The sequence below is a fragment of the Sporanaerobacter sp. PP17-6a genome (genome assembly GCF_900095615.1).
Taxonomy (GTDB): domain Bacteria; phylum Bacillota; class Clostridia; order Tissierellales; family Acidilutibacteraceae; genus Acidilutibacter; species Acidilutibacter cellobiosedens.
This window is the reverse complement of record NZ_FMIF01000009.1, coordinates 38385-64230: the sequence shown is the minus strand read 5'-3', so window position 1 is coordinate 64230 and position 25846 is coordinate 38385. Positions and strand designations below refer to the sequence as shown.

19 protein-coding genes and 4 riboswitches are annotated in these 25846 nt (G+C 34.3%); of the genes, 18 read left to right on the top strand and 1 reads right to left on the bottom strand.

The genetic code is table 11. The features are described 5' to 3' along the window. The first annotated feature begins 96 nt into the window (after nucleotides 1-96). The 18 genes from PP176A_RS04760 (at nucleotide 97) to PP176A_RS04670 (ending at nucleotide 24990) form a co-directional block, all read left to right on the top strand. A complete protein-coding gene (locus PP176A_RS04760) occupies nucleotides 97-2424 on the top strand; it encodes an anaerobic ribonucleoside triphosphate reductase (RefSeq protein ID WP_071139322.1) in 2328 nt (775 codons plus the stop codon). 10 nt (nucleotides 2425-2434) lie between these two features. After that, a complete protein-coding gene (nrdG, locus tag PP176A_RS04755; RefSeq protein WP_071139321.1) occupies nucleotides 2435-2944 on the top strand; it encodes an anaerobic ribonucleoside-triphosphate reductase activating protein in 510 nt (169 codons plus the stop codon). 43 nt (nucleotides 2945-2987) lie between these two features. Then, nucleotides 2988-3166, top strand: a riboswitch (cobalamin riboswitch). 94 nt (nucleotides 3167-3260) lie between these two features. Continuing rightward, on the top strand, nucleotides 3261-5273 hold the full coding sequence (locus tag PP176A_RS04750; RefSeq protein WP_071139320.1) for a hypothetical protein: 2013 nt from the start codon (nucleotides 3261-3263) through the stop codon (nucleotides 5271-5273). Then, nucleotides 5266-5958: a hypothetical protein gene (locus tag PP176A_RS04745; protein WP_071139319.1), complete on the top strand. Its 693-nt coding sequence runs from the start codon at nucleotides 5266-5268 to the stop codon at nucleotides 5956-5958. The genes PP176A_RS04750 and PP176A_RS04745 overlap by 8 nt, the downstream gene beginning before the upstream one ends. After that, nucleotides 5945-7459, top strand: a complete 1515-nt coding sequence (locus tag PP176A_RS04740) for a hypothetical protein (RefSeq protein ID WP_071139318.1) — start codon at nucleotides 5945-5947, stop codon at nucleotides 7457-7459. Before PP176A_RS04745 ends, PP176A_RS04740 begins: the two co-directional genes overlap by 14 nt. After that, nucleotides 7460-8431, top strand: a complete 972-nt coding sequence (locus PP176A_RS04735) for an AAA family ATPase (RefSeq protein ID WP_071139317.1) — start codon at nucleotides 7460-7462, stop codon at nucleotides 8429-8431. It begins immediately after the preceding gene. Further along, nucleotides 8432-9277: a DUF58 domain-containing protein gene (locus tag PP176A_RS04730; RefSeq protein ID WP_071139316.1), complete on the top strand. Its 846-nt coding sequence runs from the start codon at nucleotides 8432-8434 to the stop codon at nucleotides 9275-9277. It abuts the gene before it with no gap. Next, nucleotides 9278-10828 carry a vWA domain-containing protein gene (locus PP176A_RS04725; RefSeq protein WP_071139315.1) on the top strand — a complete coding sequence of 517 codons (1551 nt, stop codon included), beginning with the start codon at nucleotides 9278-9280 and terminating at the stop codon, nucleotides 10826-10828. Continuing rightward, nucleotides 10818-13247 (top strand): VWA domain-containing protein, encoded by a 2430-nt coding sequence (locus PP176A_RS04720; protein WP_071139314.1) that lies wholly within the window; start codon nucleotides 10818-10820, stop codon nucleotides 13245-13247. Before PP176A_RS04725 ends, PP176A_RS04720 begins: the two co-directional genes overlap by 11 nt. 1 nt (nucleotide 13248) lies before the next feature. Then, the gene (locus PP176A_RS04715) at nucleotides 13249-14568 is read left to right on the top strand and encodes a DUF4430 domain-containing protein (protein WP_071139313.1); all 1320 of its coding nucleotides are present in this window, start codon (nucleotides 13249-13251) and stop codon (nucleotides 14566-14568) included. Nucleotides 14569-14582: 14 nt separating this feature from the next. Continuing rightward, nucleotides 14583-16187: an S-layer homology domain-containing protein gene (locus PP176A_RS04710; protein WP_071139312.1), complete on the top strand. Its 1605-nt coding sequence runs from the start codon at nucleotides 14583-14585 to the stop codon at nucleotides 16185-16187. A gap of 22 nt (nucleotides 16188-16209) precedes the next feature. Continuing rightward, nucleotides 16210-17136: an energy-coupling factor transporter transmembrane component T gene (locus PP176A_RS04705; RefSeq protein ID WP_071139311.1), complete on the top strand. Its 927-nt coding sequence runs from the start codon at nucleotides 16210-16212 to the stop codon at nucleotides 17134-17136. Continuing rightward, nucleotides 17118-18725, top strand: coding sequence for an ABC transporter ATP-binding protein (locus PP176A_RS04700; protein ID WP_071139310.1), 1608 nt, complete (start codon nucleotides 17118-17120; stop codon nucleotides 18723-18725). The genes PP176A_RS04705 and PP176A_RS04700 overlap by 19 nt, the downstream gene beginning before the upstream one ends. Then, complete coding sequence (locus tag PP176A_RS04695) at nucleotides 18718-19398, top strand: ECF transporter S component (protein ID WP_071139309.1); 681 nt, start codon at nucleotides 18718-18720, stop codon at nucleotides 19396-19398. The genes PP176A_RS04700 and PP176A_RS04695 overlap by 8 nt, the downstream gene beginning before the upstream one ends. A 127-nt stretch (nucleotides 19399-19525) precedes the next feature. After that, nucleotides 19526-20140 (top strand): hypothetical protein, encoded by a 615-nt coding sequence (locus tag PP176A_RS04690; protein ID WP_159429034.1) that lies wholly within the window; start codon nucleotides 19526-19528, stop codon nucleotides 20138-20140. A gap of 243 nt (nucleotides 20141-20383) precedes the next feature. Then, nucleotides 20384-20580, top strand: a riboswitch (cobalamin riboswitch). Nucleotides 20581-20831: 251 nt separating this feature from the next. Next, entirely contained in the window at nucleotides 20832-21605 is a 774-nt protein-coding gene (locus PP176A_RS04685) for a DUF4430 domain-containing protein (RefSeq protein WP_071139307.1), read from the top strand. Nucleotides 21606-22203: 598 nt separating this feature from the next. Then, nucleotides 22204-22400, top strand: a riboswitch (cobalamin riboswitch). 499 nt (nucleotides 22401-22899) lie between these two features. Beyond that, nucleotides 22900-23940, top strand: a complete 1041-nt coding sequence (locus tag PP176A_RS04675; protein WP_071139305.1) for a leucine-rich repeat domain-containing protein — start codon at nucleotides 22900-22902, stop codon at nucleotides 23938-23940. A gap of 147 nt (nucleotides 23941-24087) precedes the next feature. Continuing rightward, on the top strand, nucleotides 24088-24990 hold the full coding sequence (locus PP176A_RS04670) for an S-layer homology domain-containing protein (protein WP_234958819.1): 903 nt from the start codon (nucleotides 24088-24090) through the stop codon (nucleotides 24988-24990). 255 nt (nucleotides 24991-25245) lie between these two features. Here PP176A_RS04670 and PP176A_RS04665 read toward each other — a convergent pair whose 3' ends face one another. Next, nucleotides 25246-25440 carry a PD-(D/E)XK nuclease family transposase gene (locus PP176A_RS04665; protein WP_143037640.1) on the bottom strand — a complete coding sequence of 65 codons (195 nt, stop codon included), beginning with the start codon at nucleotides 25438-25440 and terminating at the stop codon, nucleotides 25246-25248. Nucleotides 25441-25596: 156 nt separating this feature from the next. Next, nucleotides 25597-25784: riboswitch (cobalamin riboswitch) on the top strand. Nucleotides 25785-25846 lie beyond the last annotated feature (62 nt).

Here is a 25846-nt window from a genome sequence, read left to right as displayed (position 1 = left end):
GATACTTGTTATCATATAATAACAACATATAGTATATGCTGTTATTATTTTTTTGTCATATTATCCTATTCATTATAAAAATAAGGAGATGCTAAAATGATTACGAAGATCAAAAAAAGAGATGGAAGAGAGGTCCCCTTTAATATTGAAAAGATTTCAAATGCTATATTTAAAGCAGCAAAAGCGGCCGGAGGACAGGATTATGATATGGCAGTTGCTTTATCGGAAGAAGTTGCTGAAATACTAGAACGGGATTATATACATAAGGTACCCGAAGTTGAAGAAATACAGGATATAGTGGAAAAGGTACTTATAGAGTCAGGTCATGCCCGTACGGCAAAAGAGTATATTCTCTACAGAGCCGAAAGAAACAGAGTAAGGGAAATGAACACAAGACTTATGAAGGTATACGAAGATCTGACCTTTAAAGATGCCAAGGATAATGACTTAAAGAGGGAAAATGCCAACATAGACGGAGATACGGCTATGGGTACCATGCTTAAATTTGGTTCCGAAGGGGCGAAACAGTTTTATGATTTGTTTATATTAAAGCCTGAACATTCCAAAGCTCACAAAGAAGGGGATATTCATATACATGATTTGGATTTTCTTATGCTGACTACTACCTGCTGCCAGATAGATATCGTAAAGCTGTTTAAAGGAGGGTTTTGTACCGGCCATGGATTTTTGAGAGAACCTAACGACATTCAAAGTTATGCCGCTTTAGCCTGTATTGCTATACAGTCCAATCAGAATGACCAGCACGGTGGTCAGAGCATACCGAATTTTGACTACGGAATGGCACCGGGGGTTAAAAAAACATATGTAAAATTATATAGAGTAAATTTATTAAAAGCCTTTGAGTTGTTGACGGAGGATGGAGAAATTCAAGATAAAATTATAGATATCTTTGATAACATTCACAAAGAAAAGGGATTGAAGCCCTCCATTGCAAATAACGAGAAGTATAAAGAAGCGGAATTTAATTATCTTTCTGATCTTATAAAAGATCCTTTATTGATAAAAAAAGCCCAAAAATTTGCAGAAAAAAATGCGTTGAAAGAAACGGACAGAAAAACTTTTCAGGCAATAGAAGCATTTATACACAATTTAAATACTATGCATTCCAGAGCGGGAGCTCAGATACCTTTTAGTTCCGTTAACTATGGAACCGATACGTCTCCGGAAGGCAGAATGGTTATGAAAAATCTTCTTCTTGCTACGGAAGCCGGCCTCGGAAACGGAGAAACTCCCATATTTCCGATACAGATTTTTAAAGTTAAGGAAGGAGTTAATTATAATGAAGGGGAGCCAAATTATGACCTGTTCAGATTATCATGCAGAGTAAGTGCAAAGAGACTGTTTCCTAATTTTTCGTTCTTGGATGCACCGTATAATCTTCAGTATTATAAACAGGGCCATCCGGAAACGGAGATTGCATATATGGGATGCAGAACAAGAGTTGTAGGAAATGTTTATGACCCCGACAGAGAAATAATATACGGAAGAGGGAATTTAAGCTTTACTACTGTCAATTTGCCGAGATTGGGGCTGAAAAGCAAAGGTAATCTGGATATATTCTTTAAGGAACTTGATAAGGTTATAGATTTAGTTATCGATCAATTGTTGGAAAGATTTGAGATGCAAGGGCGCAAAAAGGTAAAAAATTACCCCTTCCTCATGGGGCAGGGAATATGGATTGATTCGGATAAATTAGGAGAAGAAGACGAGGTAAGAGAAGTATTGAAACATGGGACTTTGACTATGGGATTTATAGGCCTTGCCGAATGTTTGAAAGCACTTACGGGAAAACATCATGGGGAATCCGAGGAATCGCAAAGATTAGGCCTTGAAATTATAGGGCATATGAGAAAGAGAATGGACGAAGCAAGCCAAAAATATAAGATGAATTTTTCCCTTCTTGCTACTCCGGCGGAAGGAACGGCAGGAAGATTTGTTAAAATGGACAAAGAAATATTCGGTTCCATTGAAGGAATAACGGACAGGGAATATTATACAAACAGTTTCCATGTTCCTGTATATTACGAAACAACCGCTTTTCACAAGATAAAAACGGAAGCTCCATATCATTCTCTTACAAATGGGGGACATATAACATATGTGGAGTTAGACGGAGATCCGACTCAAAACTTAGAAGCCTTTGAAAAAATTATAAGAGTAATGAAGGAATCCGGAGTAGGCTATGGTTCAATAAATCATCCCGTGGACAGAGATCCCGTCTGCGGATATACCGGAATTATCGGTGATACCTGTCCCAAATGCGGAAGGGAAGAAGGAAATATACCTTTTGAGAGGATCAGACGTATTACAGGGTATCTGGTGGGAACCTTAGACCGTTTCAATGATGCAAAGAGAGCAGAGGAAAGGGACAGAGTCAAACATTTTTCCTGCTCTGTAAAATAGGGAGAAAGATATGACTGATTTTTTAAGAATAGCAGGAATAATTAAAGAATCTATAGTTGACGGACCCGGTATAAGACTGGTAGTTTTTTCTCAAGGGTGTAAACACAACTGTAAAGGATGCCATAATCCGGAGACTCATTCCTTTACCGGCGGCAGACTGATAGATATTAAAGATATCTTGAAAATGGTAAAGGATAATCCTCTCTTAGACGGAGTAACCTTTAGCGGAGGAGAACCTCTTGAGCAAGCCGAAAATTTTGCGGTTTTAGGAGAAAGAATAAAGGAAATGGGGCTAAATGTTATAACTTATACGGGATATACTTGTGAGAAAATAATTGAAAGTTTCAATGACAGACCGGGTTGGGAGAGATTAATGAAATGTACGGATATTCTCATAGACGGCCCCTTTGAGATAGATAAAAAAAGCCTTATGCTGAAATTCAGAGGTTCTTCAAACCAAAGGATTATAGACATGAAAGCTTCTATACTTTGCGGGAAACCTATAGTTATAACTCCTTGACAATGTTAATTTGTATGGAATATAATGTTGATGAAAGTAATTTAATATATGGAAAAGATAAAATATAGCACAATAAGGAAAAGGGTGAAAAACCCTTGCTGTAGTCGCAGCTGTAATCAGGAATTTAGGTTGATGTTTTTGCCACTGTTTGTATACAAATGGGAAGGTTCGGCCTAAAGATGATCTGAAAGCCAGAAAACTTGGTGTTGTATTTCTTCTCGATACTCCGACTTAGAGGAAAGGGAAGGTTGAGTGAAATGAATTTAAACCCTCTTCCTTGGAAGAGGGTTTTATTTTTAAAGGGAAGTGTGGGAATGTGAAAAAATTAGTTGGAATAGGTTTGTTAATTTTTATAATATTATCTTCATGGGGGATATCCTATGGAAGCGGCGAAACAAGAATTACAGGAATCATCGGATTTGGCGGAAAAGTAAAGCTGAAAAGTGTAAATCCGTTAAAAATCACCGTAAGTACCGGAAATTCAGGTATAGATGAAGGTATAATCCGCATAGAAACTGAAAACAGGAAATATTATGAACCCGTAAAGATAGATGATAATAGTGAAAAAGTATATTATTTTTCCATTCCCATACCTGATTCCGAGGGTAAAATAAAAGTAACGTTAGAGAATAAAGGAAAGAAGATAAATTCCGTCGAAATCCCATTTGAACCTATTTCCGAGAAAACAACCATCTTAGGAATATTATCCGATGAACCGGAGAGATTGAATTATCTCAGCCAATTGAAACTAAATTTTATTCCCATGGAAGATATAGAAATAGTTGATTTGACCAAATACCTCAGCCTGAATGAAGAAGAACTTGAAAATTTAGATATGGTTTTTATAGAGAACTACAATTCAGAACAATTACCGGAAGAATTCGGGCAAAATCTTATTCAATGGGTTAAAAGAGGACACAATATTTTCATTGGAAACAAAACCTACAAATATAAAACTTTAACCGGAATATTTAAAAATTTAAATCAAGAAGAGATTTGGCATTTGGGAGAAGGTAACGTTGTATCCATAAACGAAAATTTGGAAACGATATCCTTAGATAACATAAAAGAATCAATTGAAAAATATGCTACATATTTAAATCTTAACGATTTGATCAAACCTGAAAATATTTTTAACAGGGAAAATGAGTGGAAAAATATGTTTTTTATAGGAAATTCTCTGTTGAAACCCAGTTATAATTTGGTTTATATATTTCTGTCCTTACTGATAGTTTATTTAATATTTCTTATTATAGGATTGGGAGAAAAAAGAGGTAAAATATTTGGAATATCAATAGGAGCCTTTTCTTTGATATTTTTAATAGCTTTTTTTAGAGAAAATATCTATGGAAGCAATGTGGGAAAGGTTGAGATAAAGGAATACGGAGAAGGAGTTTTCTCTACAGGAGTTGCATATGTGAAGGGAACTAAAGAGAATTCGGAATTTCAGCTGAATGATGGATTCTTGGACGGATATGGAGAAGACAATATTCATGTTATGCCTTTAAGCCAAAAGGTTCTTGCATTGAAAAAAGAGGTGTATCCTATATTTTTTCAGAATCGGGATGAAAAAGAAAGTTATGTGCAGAAACTTTCTATAGACGAAAATTCAATTGTATCAGGTGAAATACAAAATATTCTCCCTTATGATTTGGATAGCAGCTTCATCATAATAGGAGATACGGTTATAAATATTGGAACATTAAACGGAAAACAAGAATTGGATATTAAATATAGATTGGATGAAAATTTAAAGAATACCGGCGATTTTAATTATTTGGACAAGGTTTCTACTGCTGCCAAATTAGATGACGAAGAAAAACAGCTGTTTGAACAGTATTACTATGCTGAAAGTAATCCTAAGAACTGCTATCTGATAGGATTTAGCACAATAAAGGATAAAGATGAAAAGACATATACAATGAATGTCTTTCAAATTGATTTTGAAGAAAAAGAACATTTAAACATTCCCTTCGGAGTTATTTGTCCGGTTAAAAACTATACTAAATACTCGGAAGATGAATATATAAGGGAATATACGTTAGAAGAGGGAGAAGAACTTCTTTTATACTATCCTATGCCTGTGCGAGGGGATATTGAATCCCTGAGTCTTAGAGCAAAGATTGATTATGGCAACTTAAAAATAGAAGCATTAAATCAAAAAGATAAAAAATGGGAAAAATTATCATCTCAGTTATTTCAGGGTGACAGAGTGAAGGATTTTACGGAAAATGGTCCGTTGACCATTAAGATAACCGGCAAAGGAAGAATTATGCTTCCTCAAATATCCCTTCGTGGGAAATTAAAATCAGGTGAAAATAATGAATGATTTTTTAGAGATGAATAAAAAAAACAGAGAGTTGATATTCAGTTATGTGTTGATTAATACCATAGTTCTTTTAGGGTGTTTTTTCATGATAATTTTAACGGATAATTCCTACGAGGAAGATTTAACGGGTAAAATGTATCTTTATTATTCCGTATTTCAATTAATATTGAATTCGATTCTTATAACATTGTGGGAATGGGAAAAGAACGGATTTTTTCATATTGCCATGTTTACCTTATCTTCTTTTCCTCATCTGATTTTACTCTTATCGGTAAACAATATGAGCGGATTGTACGGCCTTTTCCCTCTTATTATCCAATATATATGGGCAACGGTAATTATCAGCATTAAAAACATGATGAGACATAAAGGGAAAAGTGATTTTCACATACAGCTCATACTCAAGATATTTATATGTACGGTAATAATATTCAGCTTGATATTCCTTTATTATTATTATGAATATAGGAATTTAGTCGTAGTATCGATATTCGACAGGAGGATTCCTCTTGTATTTTTCTTAAATCCAGTGATGACTTCGGCAGGAACGGCTGCTTCTCAGCTGGGTCAGCCAAATTATCTGGGATACAAGCCTTTGGGTATTTTCTGCATATTCTGGATTTCAATATCCTTTGGGATAAATATACTTATTAAACATGGAAGGCCTTACTATGAAAAAAAATGATGTTTTTAACGTTTTAAAAAAATTGAGGAAAAAGATATGGCTGAATAGGTTTTTAAATATCATCATCTATTTTGGATTGGGAATTTCCGGCACGGTTTTTTTGATGGCCATTTTAAGCCATATATTTCCGATAGTTTATGTAGGGAAAAAGATTTTTTATATTGTTGAAGGGGGATTATTATTGGGAGTGCTTTATTCTCTCTTCAAAATTCCGTCCGTTGAAGAAACAGCAGAAATCGGAGACGATACAGGGTTTAAAGAAAGGTTTTCAACTTATTTGGAATACAGAAACTGTCATGGAGAAATATATGATGCTTTTTTTGATGAGATGAGGGAAGCTCTTTCAGAGGAAGATATAGGGAAGAAATATCATATTAAGATAGATAAAAAGATGATTTTAATATCATTGATTATTTTTTTTATTTCACTGGGGATATTTTTTATTCCTTCAAATAAACGGGATATTGCACAAAGCAGAGAAGAAATAAATAAGGATTTAAAAGAGGAAGGAAAAAAAGTAGAAAATATTGTGGAAGATCTTAAAAAAGAAGAAAAAAACGGCAATATTACATCAGAAGAAGAAAAAGAGATGAAGAAAACATTAAAAAAACTGATAGATAAACTTTCGGATACTTATGATTATGAAGAAGGAGCCTATCATATTTTAGATGCCCAACGGGATTTGGATAATATAAATAAGAAATATGATCAAGATAATAGTATAATAGCAAGTATTTTTAACGGGACGGGGATTCAATCCTCCCTTAATAAAGAAGTGAGCAACATTTCCGGCGATTTGTCGGAAGAATATAGGCAAAAAGCCTTAAAAAATATTCAAGATATGAAATCCAATGGAGAAGAAAAGATGTCTCAAAAGGACTTAAATGTTATAAATCAAATGGAAAGGGAATTGAAGTCCGATGATTGGAAGGAGAATGTTAGGAATATTGCTGATGGAAAATCTCTTTCAAATTCCGTAGAGACAGCTCAGGTGGATTTGAATGACATGAAGGAGAGATTTTTGGACAAGGACGGGAACGGATTTGAGAGTATCGGAGGTAAGGATAAAACCGAAAGTTTTACCTCTGGAGAAAGGGATAATTACGAAGAAGGTGAAAGAAATAAGGGAGACTACAAAGAATCCATAGCAGGAAAAGGCCTTGGGGATTATGAGGATAGCGGAGGAATCGGAGGAGACGGCAAAGGGGAAAATGATGTTTCTTTGCAAGAAGGGAATGTGAAAAAAAGTACGAAGTCCACAAGAATAGACAATGAAAAATCCAACCTTTTAAATATACAGGGAGTCCAGGGAGAAAAAGGAGATATAATTACAAACTCCAATGAAAATGGTATAGGAACATCGGGAATTGATAATTTACTTACCGGAAGCTATAGAGAATTTGAGAAGGACAAATTAAAGTACATTAATAAATATAAGATACCAGAGAAAAATAAAGAGCTTGTAAACAGATATTTTGAAATATTAACGGAGGAAAAATAGATGGAAGAAAATATGATACTGAATTTCAAGGGAAAATTTGAGAGTGTACTGAAAGAAGTAAAAAAGCAGATTATAGGTCAGGATGAAGTGGTGACCAATACACTGATAGGAATAATTTGCAGCGGTAATATACTTATGGAGGGAGCACCAGGTCTTGGGAAGACCCTCTTAATAAAAACTTTGTCAAAGGTATTGGATCTTCCCTTTTCAAGAATACAGTTTACTCCCGATTTGATGCCTATGGATATTATCGGTACCGAGATAATAAAAAATAACGGAAACGGTATGGATATTTCCTTTGAAAAAGGACCCATATTCAGTTCCTTGATATTAGCAGACGAGATAAACAGAGGGACTCCCAAAACTCAAAGCGCACTTCTTCAAGCCATGGCCGAAAAATCCATAACTGTAGGCAAAAATACTTATATGCTGGAGGAGCCCTTCTTTGTTCTTGCCACCCAAAATCCTATTGAAATGGAAGGAACTTATCTTCTTCCCGAAGCTCAGCTGGACAGGTTCATGTTTAAGCTGAATATAGATATGCCTGATGAAAAGGTACTGATGGATATAGTGAATTTGACTGTGGGAGACAATGAAGAATTAAATATAGAGAAAAAGGCCGGAAAAGATGATGTTCTTCAGATGAAGGAAGTAGTAAGACATGTGGCTTTATGTCAAAGAGTAAAGGAAAAGGCCGTAGAAATAACACTTGAAACTCATCCGGAAAAGACCGGTTCGGATATTGTCAGGGAATATGTAAAATGGGGGTCAAGTCCGAGAGGAACTCAATCAATGATTTTGGGAGCCAAAGCTAAAGCTTTAATTGAAGGAAGGTATAACGTATCGTTGGAGGATTTATATTATTCCGCTTATTTATCCTTGAGACATAGGATTTGCTTGAATTTCAGAGCAATGTCCGACGGAATGACAGCAGATCATATAATAGAGGAAGTGCTGAAGAAGGTGAAATAAATGGATGATTTTCTCAGACAGATAAGTGATTTAAAGATCAAACCGAGGAAAAAGCTAACTTATGGGGAGATAGGAAATTATAGATCCCAGAGTCTTGGAAATTCCATGGATTTCTATGATCATAGACAATATATTCCTCAGGATGATGTCAGAAGAATCGATTGGAAGGCATACATGAGAACCAAAAATTTATATATAAGGCAGTTTACAGAAGAAAAGACAATACATATAAAAGTGATAATGGATAACAGCCTTTCAATGGACTATGGAACTTCCGTGAAATTCGATCTTGCAAAGGCCTTAACTAAAGGGATAGGATATCTGACATTGAACCAAGGAGATATATTCAGTTTTATTCCCCTTAATAATAGAACATATGGGGAAACATCAATTAAAGGTAAAGATAAATTTTATCAACTTTTTAAAGTGTTGGATAGCATAAGTTGTGAGGGCATGACCGATTATGAAAATATCATAAGATTAAATGAATTCAACAGAGAAAGAGGAGGAATAACCTTTCTCATAACAGACGGATTTGGTGAGAATATTGATAAAGTATTGGATTTTTTATGCGGCAGAGGAGAGGAAGTTTTATTTATTCAAATATTATCCGAAGATGAAGTAGAACCTGAAGTTAACGATAAGTTAAAGTTAATTGATAAGGAAACTAATAAAATTGTAAAGATAGATATTAACAGGACTATGAAGGATATGTACAAAAAAAAGATTAACTCCTTTATAGACAATAACAGGAACATGTCTCTTAACAGGGATATAGTTTATACTTTTGCATTAAGCAGCGATTCTCCTCAGGAAATTTTAAGAAAAACTATTGGAGGTATATAAATGAAACTTTTGAATATGCAGGGCCTCTGGCCGGTACTCCTTATACCTCTTATTTTGCTTCTTTATTTTAAAAAACATCAGGAAAAGGAAATAAAGATATCAAGTATAAAAATATGGGATGAAGTTTTAAAAGAAGCGGAAGGAATCAGGACAAAAAATATCAATAAATATCTTCTTCTGTTCTTAGAGATTATGATTGTAATATCAATAGCTTTGGCATTATCGGATCCGTATTTGGTTAAAGGAAAAGCTGAAGATGAAATAACGGTATTTTTGGATTCTTCCATCTCCATGAATTCTGTGGAGAAGGGAGAAAGCCACTTCCAATTGGCTAAAGAAGAAATAAACAAATTTCTTCATACTTTAAAGGATGATGTAAGGATAAATTTAGTCCTTATAGACAGTGATGAAAATGTACTTCTTGAGAGGGGAAGTAAAAAGGAAGGAATTGATATACTAAAAAAAATAAACTGCTCGGATCTTCCGCTGAATTTGAACAAGTTCTCGGAGATAAAATCTCAATTTAGTGGAGAAAAAGTTCTCATAACGGATAAGGATGTAAATTTTGACGGCAGTGTAATAAAAGTGGGGAAGGATTTTGATAATCTGGGAATTACATATGGTTACTATGATTATTATAACGGGGATTTGATATATAAAATAAAAAATTATTCTTCAAAGAAAAAAGAAGTTCATATATCAATATCCGATGAAGAAGGGAACAAGGCTATAGATAAATCGTCAATCGGACCTAAAGAAGAAAAGGATATGTTCTTTCACCCTGAAAATGAAGAAAATGTATTTATTGTCAGCATAGAAAATGAGGATTCCTTATCGGAAGACAATAAATATACGATTCCTGTGGGACAGAAATATAAGAAGAGCGTTGTTTTAGTAGGGGATAACCCTTTTTTTGACAGTGCATTGAAAAGTATTCCTCAAATTAATTATGTAAAGAAGGATAAGATTTCTTCCGGTGATGAAGAATTTGATTTATATATATTTGCCGATAATCAATCCGCTGCAAATAATATTAAAGATTCAGGCATGTGGTATTTAGATCCCGAACGGGAAATTTCCGGGTTAAAAACCCGGGCTGAAGAAATCCACGAAGATGATGGAAGTTTTTTATCCGATTTGGATATGAGCAAGACATATGTAAACAATGCTAAGTATTTAAAGGATATAAAGAATTTCCATCCTTTGCTGAAAGGAGAAGGGGGTTCCTTCATGGTTTACGGCATGGAGAGAGGCAAAAAGGTCATATATTCTTCATTGGACTTCAATAATACCAATTTTGCAATGACTCCATATTTTCCCGTAGTTATAAAGGAAAGTATCGACTGGTTTTTTGATGAAGATTATCTTTTAGATAAAGAAGAATTTATAAATCCACCTTTTCAGTTGGTTGTAGGGGATATGAATAATAAAGCTGCCAACGAAAGAAAAGCCGTTTCCTATACTCCTTTAAAGCCGATTAGAAATTATTTGATTCTTTTGGCTTTGGTATTGTTAGCACTGGAATGGAAGGTGTACAAAAATGCTTTCTAAAATTAAAAAGAATCTGTGGATTATTTTAAGAACGGGAGTTTTTATTCTTTTGATTCTTTCTCTTTTTGACATAAGAATTCACAGAGTTAATAAAAAAGACGATACCGTATTTTTGGTTGATCGATCCTTAAGCACGGCTGAAAATAAAGAATCAATAGAAAAATATATAAACGAACAAATTCAGAAGAAGGATAAAAAAAACCTTACAGAGGTTATTTCCTTCGGGGAAAACGCAATGACGGACATGCCTTTGACCGATAAGAAAGAAAAATTTGCATTTAATACAAATATAAACCCTGATTTTACAAATATTGAGAACGGAATTCGGTTTGCTTTGGACTCTTTTCCTCAGGATGTTAATAAAAATCTTGTGTTATTCACAGATGGGATTGAAAATTTGGGAAGTTATCAACAGGTAGAAGAAAAATTAAAAGAAGAAAATGTTAATTTGTTCATATATCCTTTAAAAAGAGCGGATAAAAATGACTGCCAGCTGAAATCCATGAAAGTACCTGCAAAAATTTATAATAACGAGGAATTTCCGCTGTCGGTAGAAATTTATTCAAATTACGGTACAACTGCCGATTTTCATCTCTATGGAGATGAGAAGGAGATACTGAATAAAAGAATAGAAATAAGAAAAGGCTTGAATTCATTAAAATATGATATCTCCCCCAAGGACAGCGATTGGAAGAGCTTAAAGGGAGAGATAAAAGCTGACGGAGATGCAAACTCTTATAATAATGTATTCACCATAGGATTAAATCCCGCCGGGAGCCCAAAGATATTGATTTTGGGCACAAAGGAAGATACGAAAAATGTGACTAATCTCTTAAACAGTATAGGTATTCAGATATCCCGTTATACTCCGAAAGAAGTGAACGGTTCTGTTGATTATTTGATACAGTTTGACGAAATAATATTGACCAATGTTTCCCATGATGATATATCGGAGGAATTGGAAAAAAATTTGGAATACTGTGTTAAGGAAGAGGGGACGGGCCTTCTGGTAATAGGAGGAGAGAACACCTTCTCCATGGGAAATTATAAGGATACCTTATTGGAATCGATGCTTCCCGTTAAAAGTCAGATAAAGGGAAATGAAAAGAAGCCCAATTCGGGAATTGTTCTGGCAATAGATACTTCGGGAAGTATGGAAGATGAAACGGGAGGAGTAAAAAAGATAGAAATTGCCAAAGAAGCGGCTATATCCTCTTTAGATATATTGGATGACAATGATTGGGCAGGAGTAATAGGATTTTCGGATAGAGCCGAATGGGTTGTTCCCTATGGGAAAATCAAGGATAAAAAAAATATTGAAGAAAGTATAGGAAAATTGAAAGCTCAGGGAGGGACCTTGATAATGCCTTCTTTAAAGGAAAGTATAAAGTCACTGTCTTCAGGTAATACCAAAATAAATCACATAATACTCCTGAGCGACGGGGAAGGGGAAAAGGAAGGGTATGAAGATATATTAAAGGAGATGGAAGAAAAGGAAATTACCTTATCGACAATTGCCGTGGGAAAGGATTCCGATGAGAAGTTTTTAAAATATCTAAGTGAAGAAACAAAGGGGAGAAGTTATTATGTAGAAGATCCGGCAGATATTCCTAAAATATTTGCCAAGGAAACTTATATGGCCACAAGAAAGTATATAAACGAAAGAGCCTTTTATCCCCAATTGGTCAATAGTCTGGGAATAATAAACGAAAATTTTCTGCCTAAAATAAAAGGGTATATTTCCACCAGCTTAAAGGACAGGGCAAATTTAATATTGAAAACCGATTTGGATGAACCCCTTTTGGCAGAATGGCAATACGGATCAGGCAATGTCTTGGTATGGACTTCCGATTTAAACGGAAAGTGGAGCAAATATTGGATAGAATGGGAAGAGTTTGAGAAAAACTGGTCTAATATAATAGACTATCTTTTAAGTCAAAGAAATTCGGGAGAAGATCATATTGAGATTATCCAAAAAGGTGGGAATGCTGATATATATGTGGATACTGAAAAAAATGGGGAAAAAGCCGATATATCCGTTACGGAACCCGACGGAAAGAAGTACGAACTCACTATGAAACAGTATGAAAAAGGAAAATTCAATCAAAATATAATATTAGATAAAAAAGGAAGTTATATAGTTAATTTAAAGGTAAGCAATGAAGACGGTTCAAATTCATTATATACAAGAGTGTTGTACTTAGATTATTCTCCGGAATATTTTTTGGAGGAAGAAAAGGATAAAAATTTGGAACTTATGAGTAAATACACTGTAATAAACGGTGAAACGGAAATTTTTTCACTTCCTATAAAGGATAAAAGCTATTCTGATATAAATATGAATTATATATTTTTACCTTTGGCTGGAATTTTATTTGTATCGGATCTTTGGGTCAGAAAAAAGTTTGGAGGGAATTAGTGTGAGAAAGAAAGTAATAAGGTTTATATCTGTTTTGTTGATTTTAATAATGTCCTTTTCAATTCTTACGGGATGCGGGAAAAGCAATACTAAAGAAATAACTAATATTGAAGATAAGGGAAATAAAGAAAACAATGACATATCAGGGTCAAAGGGAGAAAGTCCTGTAGAAATTTTAGAAAATAAAGAAGAGGATAAAAAGGAAGAAAAGGATAAAAATACGGAAGAAACAAAAGAAGAACAAGACAAATCTCAGGACAAAAAGACTGAAGAGACAAAAAAAGAAGAGAATGTGGTAGTGATAGACGGTGTAACATACAAAAATTATAAAGGGCCTGTCCAGGGAGAAAAGAAGTACAAGGAAGGCACACCGGCAAAGGAGAATTCCGATGAATATAAAGCAACGGGAGATATTGAAAGTCCATATAAGGTTAATCTGATAGTTACTACAGGATTTGGGCATAAAAAAGTTTTTGCGAAAAATGTGGGAATGGTAAAAGACGAAGTGGGAATGGAAGTCCTGTTTAGAAATCTTGATATTCAAACCGCATATGGGGGAGGATTCGTTAATGCCATTAACGGCATTGAATCAAAATATACATTTTTTACGGGAGACGAAAGAAAGGAAGAAGACTGGTTTTATTGGGTCAACGGCATCCTTGCTCCTATAGGGGTAGCGGAATACAGGCCTAAACCCGGAGATGTAATATGGTGGGATTATCACGATTGGAGTATAACAATGTTTATACCCGCAGTAATAGGCTCTTATCCTCAACCTTTTAAGAGCGGATTTCAGGGAAAAAATCCGGGAACCGTAATATTGTATACGTCTCCTTATGCCAATGAGGCTGAGAAGTTAAAGAAAAGCTTGCAAAAACAAGGAGTTACACAAATAGATATAGGAAAGTATGATGCAGCACTTATCGAAAACCCCAAAAAATATTATATTGTGCTGGGCGTTTGGAATGATTTGGTTGCCCAAAGCAATATAACAAACAGCAAGGGAAAAGAAATAAATCTGATGAAGGATATCAATGAAAAAAATAAATTTGTCGGAGTTAATTCAAAATTTGAAGGGGGGAAAGTCCATGCGTTAAACTTTAAAGGGGAAACTGTTTCTTCCTATGATCAGGGAGGGGCAATATATGCTTATGCAGCAGGAATAGGAAGCACAAAGCCCATATGGATGATAACCGGAACTGATGATGAAGGATTTAAAATGGCGTATAACGTGCTTCTCAATGAACCCCAAAAGATCAAGGATTGTTTCGGAGCAGTGGTTTCTAAGAATGGAGTTGAAAAAGTACCGTATTTAAAATAATGGGAGGGATATGAATGAATAGAAGGAAAAGAATAATTGTATCGTTATTGCTCGTTTTAGTTATATCGGCAAATATATGCACAGGTGTTTTTGCCGCTAACGAATCCTCGTTAACAAGGGAAGAGCTTTATAAGGCGGCTCAGAAAACAATAGAATATTATCATAAAACCTATAAATCAGGGAAATATCAAGGAATAATGGATTGGCCTGCCCTTGGATTATTCGGATTCGGAGAAGATGTAAGCAGTCCTAAGTGGACCGTAGACGGAAAAAATGCAGCTTATTTCAGAGAAGAAGAAGCTAAAAACGGGGTCGGTCTTTCCAAAACCAAGAATACCGATTTTCAGAGAACCATTATCGGTATTTGTGCGGCGGGAAAGGATCCGAGAAACTTTGCCGGGATGAATTTGGTTCAGATTGTAAAAGATACAATGCTTCCAAACGGGCATTTTGCAGATTCCGTAGCGGATAACAAAACAGGGAAACCCGTGGGGGACAATTTAATAAATGCTCATATATTTGGGGTTATTGCTCTACATTGTGCTGGGGAACCAGTACCGAATAGGGATAAATGTGTTGAATGGCTGGAAAATCAACAGCATAAGGATGGAGGATTTACTTGGGATGTAAAATACTTTGATAATCCTAAGGATTATGATTATATTGTTTCCGATGTGGATATGACGGCGGCAGCACTGATGGCTTTTGCCATACTTGGGGAAGATGAATCGAATCCTGTAGTTGCCAAAGCAATACAGTTTTTACATGATGAACAGCTTCCAAATGGGGGATTTCATTCCTGGGGGACTGACAATCCCGAAAGCTGTGCATGGACCATACAGGCATTGACCTTACTCGGACAGGATCCCATGGGGCCTGAATGGACAAACGCAAAGGGACAAAACCCCGTTACATCTCTTCTGAGATTTCAGAATTCCGACGGAAGCTTTGTTCATGTGTTGGAAGAAGATGATATGATGGATGTATATGAAAACAGTATGTCTACTTATGAAGCTTTATACGGAATGGCAGATGCCTATAACAATAAGTCGGCTTATGATATGCTTTATGAAAAGTACAGACCTGAAGGGGAAAAATATCTTTTTAAGGATTATAAACCGGGAGATTATGCATTTAAAGAAACGGCGGATTTGGTTTATGACTATATCATATCGGGATATACCGACGGTACTTTTAAACCGGATAATAACGTAACAAGAGCTGAATTTACAAAGATGCTGAACAACGGGAAGGGATTCAGAAACGAAGCGAGAGATTATTCGGGAGAAAGTAAATTTAATGATGTACCTGAAGACCACTGGGCCTACGGGAATATAGGAGTAAGTGCGGAAAAGGGATATATCACCGGAGTTACCGAAGATACATTTAAACCGGAAGATCCCATAACGGGAGAACAGCTTATGATAATTTTAATAAGAGCGGCAAGTCTTGAAGAAGAGGCCGACAAACTGAAAACAGGAGGCGGAGATTGGGTTGAAGGGTATATAAATTTGGCAAAGGAAAAAGGTCTTGTATATGAAAACTTTCAGCCTAAAGAACCCGTTACAAGAGCTCAATGTGCATGGAGCTTATATCAATTTTTGAATATTAACAATTAAATCTAATTGGAGGGAAGAACAGATGGAAAATATAGCTGAAAGTCAAAAAAAATATTTAGCCCGTGACAGGAATATTGGATTTTCATCTGTGCACCCCCTCCCTTGTTTAATATATTACATAGGAGTAATAATTTTTTCCATGATGATAAAGCATCCTTTATTTATATTTACGGGTTTGGTTTTAACCATATTTATCAATTATATAGGAGATGAAGGAAAAGCCTTAAAAAAAAGTTTAAAGTTTTATCTCTTTATAGGAATGATGGTAGCCTTGATAAACCCTTTCATATCCCATGAAGGAAATACAACGATTTTTTATTTTTTCAGCCGTCCTATCACTTTGGAATCAGTAGTATACGGGATTGTAATGATGTTTTCTCTCTTAATCATACTTTTTGTATTTATATCATTTAATCAGATAATGACCAATGAAAAAATTTTGTTTCTTTTTTCAAATATATCACCGAATACGGGACTGATTGTCATGATGATATTGAGATTTGTGCCTCTTTTAAAGGATAGAATTCAAGATATATCACTGATTCAGGAGCAAAGGGGAATCAGTACAAAAGAGGGAAAAATTAAAAAAAGGCTGGAAAACGGAATGAAAATACTAAATGTCCTTATCGCCTGGTCCTTGGAAGAATCCATTGAGACGGCAAGATCCATGAAAGGGAGAGGATACGGAGTTGTACACAGGAGAACTTTTTATAATAACTACAAGATGGATAAAAGGGACTGGACGGTTTTTTCGATGCTTTTGTTTTTAATATTCTTGATAATTGTTTTGCACGGTTTAGGTTACGGAAAATTTGAAATTTATCCGAAAGTGGGATATATATTGTTTAATTTAAAAGATGTATTTTTGTACATATTATTTATTTTATATATGAGTATTCCTATTGTTTTGGAAGGGACGGACAGATTGAAATGGAACAAATTCAGATAAAAAATTTATCCTTTACTTATCCCAATCAAAAGAAGAAGGCTTTGGATAATATCTCCTTTTCGGTAAAAGAGGGGGAATTTTTAGTATTATGCGGTCCTTCCGGGGGCGGAAAGACTACCCTTTTAAATCAGTTGAAAAGGGAAATTGTACCTTCCGGAGAAAAAAGGGGAGAGATATTGTATAAAGGGCAGTCAATTGAAGAAATGGATAGAAAAATCTCAGCCGAAGAAATAGGTATGGTATTTCAGGAACCTGAGACTCAAATTGTGACGGATACAGTATGCCATGAATTGTCTTTTTCTTTAGGAAATTTAGGATATTCCCCGGAGGAGATGAAAAAGAGGATCGGAGAGATAGTCAATTTTTTTGGAATGGAAAATAAGTTTTACGATGAGATAAAAAACATGTCGGGAGGACAGAAACAGATACTCAATTTAGCATCGGTACTGTGTCTTCATCCGAAAGTACTTCTTCTCGATGAACCTACTTCTCAGCTTGACCCGGTTTCGGCCAAAGATTTTATTCAGATGGTATATAGGTTGAACAGGGATTTCTTTATGACGGTTTTAATGACTGAGCATAGGTTGGAAGAAGTTTTTCCTATAGCCGACAGGATTATTATGATTAAGAATGGGAGAATAGAGTATGACGGAAGGCCTAAGGAGGTTGCCAAAAGTATATATGATAAGAAAGATAAATTATATATGAAATTTCTTCCGACAATAACCCAATTTTATTTTCAAAAGGAGAAGAATCCGGCAATCAGCAATATTCCCACTACGGTCAGGGAAGGGAGAAGATGGCTCAGCGGCATAGATATAAATAAAATAAAAGGAAAAGAAATTAATTCAAAAAATTTCGATTTCGTCATTATGGATTTGAAGGATATTTCATTTAAGTATGTAAGAGAAGGTCCATATATTTTAAACAAATTAGACCTGAAAATATACAAGGGAGAAGTATTATCAGTATTGGGGGGCAACGGAGCTGGAAAATCGACTCTTCTTAAAATAATAGGGAAAATGCTCAAACCTCAAAGGGGAAAGATCTTATCGAATGATTTTAAAATAGGATATCTCCCTCAGAATCCAATGAGCTATTTTCTTTATGACACCGTGGAAGAAGAAATATGTAAGGAAAAAGAAAATAAGGATTTTAGAAATGAAAAATTCGAAAGGATTATAGAACTTTTTTCTATAAAAGATTTATTGAAGAGGCATCCCTATGATTTGAGCGGAGGAGAAAAACAAAAGGTGATATTGGCTTCCATACTCATGACAAATCCAGATGTGATTCTCTTAGATGAGCCCACTAAGGGGATGGATGTTATATCTAAAGATGTTCTTAAACATATTATAGGTAAATTGAAAAACAAAGGGATGACTGTAATTATGTCCATTCATGACTTGGAATTTGCAGCGGAAAATTCCGACAGATGTGCTTTACTGTTTAACGGAGAAATAGCCGTTGAAGATATTCCCTCTCTGTTTTTCAGCAGAAATTATTTCTACACAACAGCTATTAACAGGATATTCAGAGATATAATACCTCAAGGGGTTATCAAGGAGGATTTGATAATTGATGATTAATTCGAAAAAATATATCATTTTAATTTTGCTTGGAAGTATACTTATATTGATATTTTCGGTATTGTGGACGGATAAACATTATATGATTTTCAGTATTCTGATAATTTTTTTGTCATTAGTTCCATTTTTTCTTAAGTTTGAAAGGAAAGAATTGAAAGCAGAAAACACGGTACTGATTGCCATACTGGCATCGACAGCGGTTCTTGGCAGGGTTCCCTTTGCAGCCATACCCAGTGTACAAGCCACATCCTTTGTTATAATAATGACTGCTCTTTCCTTTGGAGAGGAAACAGGATTCATGGTCGGCTCATTGGGGGCATTTGCTTCAAATATGTTTATGAGTCAAGGACCTTGGACCATATGGCAGATGTTTTGCTGGGGAATGATGGGGGTTTCGGCGGGAATATTGAGGAATACAAAATTTATGAAAAATATAATCGGACAGAGTATATTTGGATTTATATGGGGATTTTTATTTGGCTGGATAATGAATATATGGTATGTCCTATATTTCGGTGCTGACTCATTTTCCTTTCAGGTATTTTTAATGTCATGTATAACCAGCTTTAAGGTGGATTTGAACCATGCAATTTCCAATGTGGTATTTATACTCCTGTTCAGTAAGAGCTGGAAAAAGATTTTCGACAGAGTTAAAATAAAATACGATTTATAAGATAAAGATTAATTTTTTCTCTTTTTTCTTTTGTGATATTATTAGTATGAATAATCGTTATGTAATATTTCAGTTTATTGTCTTAATAGGTTTATTTTTCTAAATTGTATTGAGTAAGGAGGAATTATTGTTGATTGTTATAACCGTGATTATGGGAGTAATCGGAATACTTTTATTCATGTTTATAGCCTGCTCATTTAAAAGATTATTGTTAGCCAATGAAAGTGGGTTTTTACACTTGTTAATGTCATTAATGTTTCTTTGTTGGCTTCCAATCCCTTTTGCAATTTATATTAAAATGAAGGAATATGACTTTTTGCTGATTGGAACAATATTTGGCGTATTGTCACTTTTACTTTTTATATTTACGATGCTGTTACAAGCAGGTCATTTATCATATTCTGCAAAGGTTCAAGGTACAGACAAGATTTTATGGGAGAACAGAGATGAATGGATGTTGAATGGTCTTTTAGGCGGATTAGTTGAATTAATGGCGGGGTTTCTTAAAGGCATATGGGCTATATTTCTTACGATTTGCTTTAAATTAAACGGACAAACAATATTTTTCATGACAGGTATTGTTTATTGTATATTGACTCTTTTTTATTTAAGTATGTTATTTAACAGTAGTATCAATAAAAAACCAAAATTTTTAAAATACTTAAAACTTAATACTGCAGTTATGAATTTAGAAAATGTGGTATGGTTTGCCGTTTTATTGATATGGCTGGTAACGGAATAAGTAAAAAAGAGAAAATTCAAAATTGTTTTATGTTTACTTTTGTAGTCATATCAACCACCTCCCACCACATCCTGCTTTTTCCCGATTGCCTTTCTTTTATTTTACCAAAATATTCATGCTTGTACAATAAAATATCATTTAAAGAAAGTTTAAAAAATATTACAAAATTTGATTGTTAAATATTGAAGTAATTAGATTTATATGGTATACTGATTATAGTAAAAGAATTAAACTTTTAATAACTTAATAATAAATTGTTTAAGTTCTTTATCTCAAGACAAAGATTAAAAGGGAATCAGGTGAAAATCCTGAACGATCCGGTCACTGTAAGTGGGGAGCGTTCCTTCAAGAAGTCACTGTTTAAAAAATAAATGGGAAGACGAAGGAAAACGTTGTTTTGATCCACAAGTCAGGATACCTGCTTAGACATATTGCATTACCTTCCGATGAAAGGGATATGTAAAACTATACTTAACCTGTTTAATATGATAGATATCGTAAATTATAATATATGATGAGTTTAACAGCTCTGACTTTTATCGGAAGTTAGGGCTGTTTATTTTTATAATTTATTTTATAAAATTAGGGTAAGGGGGGACAAGGGATAAACATAAGATTTCAGAAGGGAGGAGATACAGAATATCAAAAGGTATCTTACTTTAAAAAATAAAAAATTTAAGGAGGAAATATCATGAAAAAATTTAGAGGAATTAACAAGTTTAAGAGTATTAGTATACTGGTTTTGGTGTTAACTTTATTTTTATCCAATATGGCTTTTGGAGCTCCTACCACAGTAAGCTATAAAATAGTGAGCACCTCGGATAAAGGCGGCATTGTATTTGAGAGTGAAGAAGTTGCTGCAGATACAAATGAGACATATTTTGACGTTCTGGAGAGGATTTGTTCGGATAATGACATTCCTTTAGATGCTTCCGGTTCGGGTTCCGGAATTTATGTCAGAGGAATAAACGGAGAATATGAAAAGAGATATCTTCCCAATGAAGATTATTATTCCGGATGGATGTTCAGGGTGAATAATGTTCTTCACGGATATTCCGCAGGAGATCCGGCTAATTCTAAAGTTGCAGAAGGAGATAAGATTACATGGTACTATGCATGTCCGTCTTATACCTATTTCCCAATCCTTGACGATAGTGATGTAAATTTTGATTCATCAGGAAACATGACAGTAGATGTTGATGCAGAGATATTTGAAGATGTATGGAATTGGCAGATAATTACGGTTCCGTTAGATGAAGGCAGAGTTGTATTAGAAGGCGAATCAGGAAATAAAATATATGCCACAATAAACGATGGAGAAGCTGTATTTGACGAAACTGATTTAGAAGATTTTGAGGAAGAAAATGTAAAAGTTTATGTTGAAGGAAAATGGTATGGGACAACAGAGAATCCAGACCATTGTCCAAAGATTGTCAAATCGGAGATAGTAAGAGTACAGTTATAGAATAATTTTATATCAATATATTTATTTTTATTAAAAGTTTTTAAGAGGAATTCAGTAAAAAATAAAGAAGATATCCGGGCGATATCTTCTTTATTTTTTATAAATATTATATTTTTGAATAATATTAATTTTGTATGATGTTGTTTATAATTAAAACATATTATCCTCATCTTTGACACTTACAAGGCATAAAAACTCTGATAAGTCTTGAGAATGGGACGTTCCAGTTTTTTTAACTTTTAAAAAGTACGTAATGTTTTTATCCTTTAAAATTTTTTTCTCCAAATAATATATTATTACACATTGTGCAACAACAATATTTGGAAGTTGACAAAAAAATAAAGTATTTTCAACGACTTCAGCGATTTTTTTTATTATTCGAATGTCAAAGACCCAAAAGAAAATCATTTCTCCCTCTTATTAAAATAAGAAAAGTGTAAAACTATCTGACACTTTTTTATTTTGCCAAAATATTTGCATATATGCAATAATAGATGTCATTTTTTAAAGAATGATATAAAATTTGATTATTAAATATTGAAGCAGTTAGATTTATATGGTATACTCATTCTAATAAAAAGATTAATTTTATAATAATTTAATAATCAACGGTTTAAGTTTTTTATCTCAAGACAAAGATTAAAAGGGAATCAGGTGAAAGTCCTGAACGATCCGGTCACTGTAAGTGGGGAGCGTTTCTTCAAGAAGTCACTGTTTAGATAATAAATGGGAAGGCGAAGGAAAACGTTGCTTTGATCCACAAGTCAGGATACCTGCTTAGACATGTGCATTACCTTCCGATGAAAGGGATATGTGAAATTATATTTGGTTGTTTTTTGATATAATAAATAATATTGTAGATTATAACACATGATGAGTTTAGCAGCTCTGACTTTTATCGGAAGTTAGGGCTGTTTATTTTTTTGAATTTCAAAATAGGAAAGGAAGAAAGTGAAGGAGGGATTACACGCAAAGGAAAATAAGATATCGTTTCTTATCGCTTGTTTTAGCATAATCCGTATAATTAAGTACCAATGAAGAACGATATGATTCTTACAACCTGGAAGAATTAAAATTCTATATAGGTGATGAAGAAGTGAAGACGAGGGATAATATAACCTGTAAAATTAGGTTGAATATTTAACATGTAAATCCTTTTGAAAGGGGGGAATGTTCAAGAGAGAAAATTATCCGTGATACACGGAAAGGGCGGCGCCGTATCATGGAAAGTAAGAAGCCGCTGATTAACTTAGTTTTTTCATCTTATTAAAATAAAAAAAGGAGTGTAGAAACAATGATAAGAAGGAAACGACAGTTGTTGTCAATAGTCCTGGTAGGGATCATGATGTTGGCCTCTTTTCCATTTTTCGTATTTGCTGAAGATGTTGGGCTGGATATACAGCAAAATGTAGAAACAGGTGCAGAAGCTCCGGAGAAAGAAGAAACGGAAGGTGAAATCCCTGAGGAACCTGAATCGGAGCCGGAAACTTTTGCTGCCGCTTCGGAAGAAGAAGTTCCAACTCCTGAAGAACTGGGATATGAATTTGATGCGGGAAAGAGAGAGATTACGAAATATACAGGGACTGAAACGGAAATTGTCATACCCAGTGAATTTAAAGTAAATGGGGAAGTAATTCCTGTTGAAAGTATCGGTACAGATGCTTTTAGTAGTTGTACAACCTTAAATAAAGTGACTTTAAATGAGGGGTTAAAAACAATAGGCGTTGGTGCATTTCAAGGAACGGCAATAGAAGAAATAGATATTCCGGGAAGTGTTGAAATTATCGATGAAAAAGCCTTTTATAGTTGTGTAAACCTAAAAGAAGCGACTTTAAATGAGGGGTTAAAAACAATAGGAAATGGTACATTTCAAGGAACGGCAATAAAAGAAATAGATATTCCGGGAAGTGTTGAAAGCATCCGTGAAAAAGCCTTTTATAGTTGTATAAATCTAAAAGAAGTGATTTTAAATGAGGGGTTAAAAACAATAAGCCGTCTTGCATTTGGTTCTACGGCAGTAGAAGAAATAGATATTCCGGGAAGTATTGGAAGTATCGATACCTCTGCTTTTTATAGTTGTACAAGCCTAAAAGAAGTGACTTTACATGAAGGGTTAAAAACAATAGGCTATGGTGCATTTCAAGGAGTGGCAATAGAAGAAATAGATATTCCTTCAACTATTGAGAAAATAGGGAGTAAAATATTTGATAAGGCAAAAATACAAAAGATAACGGTTTTAAATAAAAAAGAAAACATAGATATTGCGGAAGATGCTTTCCCGGCAGAAATTGAAGTTGTATATAAGGAGGATGAAGTGGAACCGGGAAAACCCTAGGAACCTGAGAAACCTGAAGGACCAGGAAAACCCGATAATTCAGACGACTCGAATTCAAATACGTCGAACGGTTCGGGAAAAACAACAACCGATTCGGATAAATCGACATCGACGGAAACAAAAGAAAGTGTAAAAGAACCGTTGGAAGTGGAAATACCCGTAGGTTTGAAAACCGAAAAAGAAATAAAATTAGAGAACGGAAAAATCAAGATTTCACCGGACACCTTTGGGGTAAAAGTAAAGCTTACGGCTAAGCAAGACGGTTCGACTTTGGAGTTAAATGCTGTGGATGAAAAAGGAAATACTGCAGAAATTAAGAAACCCATAGAGGTTCAAATAGCATTTGATGGAGAAGTAAAAAATCCTGACAATGTAACAGCAGTACTGATAAATGAAGACGGAACCGAAGAGTCTGTAGGCGGAGTTTATGATGAGGCGACTAAGACTATAAAGTTCTTGACAAACAAATGCGGAAAATTCGTAGTAAAAGAAGGAAGTAAGGAATTTAAAGATACGTCGGATGTGGAATGGGCGAAATCTGCAATAGAGTCTATGACGGTAAAGGGTATAATAAAAGGGAAAACGGAAAGTGAGTTTGTGCCATCGGATAATATTACAAGAGCGGAATTTGCCGCATTGGTTTCCAGAATGTTGAAATTAAATGAAAATTCAAATGGAGACATTCCTTTTGCGGATGTGGATAAAGATGAATGGTACTATGATTCGGTATCTGCAGTATACCAGAGTGGCCTGATCAACGGGAAATCAGATACGTCCTTTGATCCGAAAGGGAATATTACGAGAGAAGAAATGATTAAAATAATAGGAAATATATTGAAAAATAAATCATATGACAATAAAGATGAAAAAGCATTAGATAGATTTGAAGATAAAGATTCCATAGCATCATGGGCAAAGGACTCTGCAGCCATAGCAGTTCAGAATGGAGTTGTCGGAGGATTTGACGGTAACTTTATGCCGAAGAAAAATGTAACCCGTGCTGAAACCGCAGTGATGTTATATAGATTGTATGAATTGATCATGAGATAAATAAGGAATCCCGATTCGAGGATTGACCTTGAATCGGGATTCCTTATTTAGTAATGGGTAATGTAAAATAATCTGTGCTTTTGTGAAAATAAATAATTTTCTTTGTAATCTATTAGTTGTTATTTATACTAATTATTGACAAAAATGAGTGTTATTTTATTATAATGTTTACATAAAATATTTTACATTACTTTTTTAATAATTGGCATATATTGTTTATATAAATTATTTATTCTGTAATTCTTTTATTTCTTTTTACTTTAACTTCGGCAGTTCCAAAAAGTGAATCTGAAGGTCTTCGGTCAGCGGAAAATATTTATCCTTTTCCAATATCTTAAAACTGCTGTGAAGCTTTTTATTTTGAGGAATCATATCATAATCCGTTATATTCACGGATATTGTTTTCTTTAAAGCAGAATAATCTTCCGATTTGTTTATATATTTTATCATGTTATTCAGAATTTTTATACCGAAATATTTTAAAAATATCAACTGTTAAAAAGGAGAATATTTGACGATCACTTCGTGTTTTTCTTTTTATGATGTTGTTTATAATCAAAATATGTTATATAATAAAGATAGATTTGAAAGTAAACTATTGAAATAATTGAATATTACCTTTAGGTTCTCTGTTTTTAGAGATTAAAAGGGAATCAGGTGAAAATCCTGAGCGATCCGGTCACTGTAAGTGGGGAGCGGCCTTTCAAATATACCACTGAAAATTTTATTTTTGGGAAGGGGAAAGGTAACGTTGAGCCATAAGTCAGGAGACCTGCCTATATGGGGATAACGTTAACCTTCCGGGATTGAGGTAAAATGAAATTTATTATAAAGTGCTGACTGTTAAAAAGTCTCG

Bases quoted from the DNA above. Each gene is read 5' to 3' on its own strand.
- PP176A_RS04725 (WP_071139315.1), top strand. From the start codon at position 9,278: ATGAAACTTTTGAATATGCAGGGCCTCTGGCCGGTACTCCTTATACCT.
- nrdG (WP_071139321.1), top strand. From the start codon at position 2,435: ATGACTGATTTTTTAAGAATAGCAGGAATAATTAAAGAATCTATAGTT.
- PP176A_RS04685 (WP_071139307.1), top strand. From the start codon at position 20,832: ATGAAAAAATTTAGAGGAATTAACAAGTTTAAGAGTATTAGTATACTG.
- PP176A_RS04705 (WP_071139311.1), top strand. From the start codon at position 16,210: ATGGAAAATATAGCTGAAAGTCAAAAAAAATATTTAGCCCGTGACAGG.
- PP176A_RS04745 (WP_071139319.1), top strand. From the start codon at position 5,266: ATGAATGATTTTTTAGAGATGAATAAAAAAAACAGAGAGTTGATATTC.
- PP176A_RS04665 (WP_143037640.1), bottom strand. From the start codon at position 25,440: ATGATAAAATATATAAACAAATCGGAAGATTATTCTGCTTTAAAGAAA.
- PP176A_RS04730 (WP_071139316.1), top strand. From the start codon at position 8,432: ATGGATGATTTTCTCAGACAGATAAGTGATTTAAAGATCAAACCGAGG.
- PP176A_RS04700 (WP_071139310.1), top strand. From the start codon at position 17,118: ATGGAACAAATTCAGATAAAAAATTTATCCTTTACTTATCCCAATCAA.
- PP176A_RS04710 (WP_071139312.1), top strand. From the start codon at position 14,583: ATGAATAGAAGGAAAAGAATAATTGTATCGTTATTGCTCGTTTTAGTT.
- PP176A_RS04720 (WP_071139314.1), top strand. From the start codon at position 10,818: ATGCTTTCTAAAATTAAAAAGAATCTGTGGATTATTTTAAGAACGGGA.
- PP176A_RS04675 (WP_071139305.1), top strand. From the start codon at position 22,900: ATGATAAGAAGGAAACGACAGTTGTTGTCAATAGTCCTGGTAGGGATC.
- PP176A_RS04735 (WP_071139317.1), top strand. From the start codon at position 7,460: ATGGAAGAAAATATGATACTGAATTTCAAGGGAAAATTTGAGAGTGTA.
- PP176A_RS04695 (WP_071139309.1), top strand. From the start codon at position 18,718: ATGATTAATTCGAAAAAATATATCATTTTAATTTTGCTTGGAAGTATA.
- PP176A_RS04760 (WP_071139322.1), top strand. From the start codon at position 97: ATGATTACGAAGATCAAAAAAAGAGATGGAAGAGAGGTCCCCTTTAAT.
- PP176A_RS04740 (WP_071139318.1), top strand. From the start codon at position 5,945: ATGAAAAAAAATGATGTTTTTAACGTTTTAAAAAAATTGAGGAAAAAG.